We start from the raw sequence: 1,936 nt of genomic DNA on the forward strand, positions 1-1,936 counted from the left end.
TTTTTATCCAGCCATCATTCTGCCGAACGCGGAACGTGCCGAGTATTTGTATTAGAGATTACGACAGTTCGGATACAGTGCAGCCGATCTCTCTCATCGGCGCATGGCAGATCCGCAATGAGGCATCCGGGCGCGCGGATCGGGCCGGCGGGATGCGCCGGGCCCGGCGCGGACAGGCCGAGCGGAGGCCGAACACCCGGGCGCAGGACAAGGGGCGGGCCCCTTCGCCCGGGCGGGCTACGACGCTGACATGTCGTTGCCGAATGGACGCGACGGCCGGACCCAAGTGCGTCTCCCTCCCCCTCTGCGGGGGAAGGGGGCCTCGCGTCAGCGAGGGTCGAGAGGGGGGCAGGGCGTCAGTCCCGCCCCGGAATCGCGAGCCGGAATGGACGGTTCGGGACGCACCGCGTCGTCCGTCGCGCGTGACGGCCGGACGACTCACACCCTCTCAGCTTCCGCGCAGGGCTTCCAGCACCTTGCCGCCGGGGCGGCCCGTCGGGGTCATGCCGAGCTTGCGCTCGACGTCCTTGATCGCGTCGCGGGTCTTCTGGCCGACCTTGCCGTCCGGCTCGCCGACATCGTAGCCACGGGCGGCGAGGCGAGTCTGGAGGTCGCGCCGCTCGGCCCGGGACAGGGGTGGGTCGTCGGTCGGCCAGGCCGCCTGGACGCCGGCCTTGCCGCGCAGCCGGTCCGACAGGACCGCGATGGCGAGACCGTACGATTCGGCCGCGTTGTAGGAGTAGATCGCGTCGAAGTTCCGGGTGACCAGGAAGGCCGGTCCGTCGATGCCGGCGGGTGCGATGATGCCGGCCGCGCCCTCGCCCGAGAGCGGGCGCCCGTCCACCCGGGTCACGCCGAGGGAGGCCCAATGGGCGATCGGCTTCTTGTTCTTGCGCCCGGCGGCGCCGACGCTGAAGCTGCGGGGCAGCTTGACCTCGTAGCCCCAGACCTGGCCGTTCTGCCACTTGGCAACGTGCAGGAAGTTCGCCGTGGAGCCGACCGCGTCGGCCACCGAATCGACCACGTCCCGCCGGCCGTCGCCGTCACCGTCCACCGCGAGCCGTTGATAGGTGGTCGGCATGAACTGGGTCTGGCCGAAGGCGCCGGCCCAGGAGCCGGTGAGCCGCTCCGGCGCGATGTCGCCGCGCTCGATGATCCGCAGGGTAGCGATCAACTCGCCGCGGAAGAAGTCCCGGCGGCGGTTGTTCGAGCAGGCGAGCGTCGCCAGCGACTGCACCAGCGGCATCTTGCCGAGGTTCTTGCCGAAATTGGACTCGACGCCCCAGACCGCCGCGATGGTGTAGCGGTCGACCCCGTAGCGCGACTCGGCCTGGGCCAGGGCGGACGCGTTCTGGCGCATGGCCGCGCGTCCGTCCTCGACCCGCTCGTCGTCCACGAGCGCCGCCATGTAGTCCCAGATCGGCGTCTTGAACTCGGGCTGCGCCTGCGAGAGCTCGATCACCTTGTCGTCGAAGCTGATGCCGCGGGTGGCCGCCTGGAAAGCCTGGGCCGACACCCCGGCTGCCGCCGCCTGACCCTGGATGCCGGCGAGGCACGAATCGAAGTCGGCGCGCGCCGGCAACGCGGCGAGGCCCGCGAGGAGCCCGACCCCGAGCGCGACGCCCGATCCGAGGGAGTGAATCCGCATCCTGGCGTTCCCGTTCGACGTCCGTTGCATGAACGCCGAATCAGGCAACACCAGGGTTAAGGAGCGGTTAGGCCGCACCGAATCCACCGGCCTGGCTGACTGACCGGACGCCGCCGCGCGGCACCCGGAGTCCATGCGGTGAAACTCAGTCGTCCGGTCGCAGCGCTGGCAGGCCGACATCGCCGAGCCGGAGATCGGTCTGATGGGTCAGCCGAGTACCCAGGCGGAGGCCCGCGCACGCGTAGGGGCCGGCGCCGGCCGGGCGCTCATGGACGCCATTCGCGCCAA

1 protein-coding gene is annotated in these 1,936 nt (G+C 70.6%); it reads right to left on the minus strand.

Annotated elements, in window-relative coordinates; genetic code table 11:
• Positions 1 to 448: 448 nt before the first annotated feature.
• Complete coding sequence (locus FV233_RS29265) at positions 449 to 1,648, minus strand: lytic murein transglycosylase (RefSeq protein ID WP_147857200.1); 1,200 nt, start codon at positions 1,646 to 1,648, stop codon at positions 449 to 451.
• Positions 1,649 to 1,936: the final 288 nt, after the last annotated feature.

The organism is Methylobacterium sp. WL7, assembly GCF_008040085.1.
Lineage (GTDB): Bacteria > Pseudomonadota > Alphaproteobacteria > Rhizobiales > Beijerinckiaceae > Methylobacterium > Methylobacterium mesophilicum.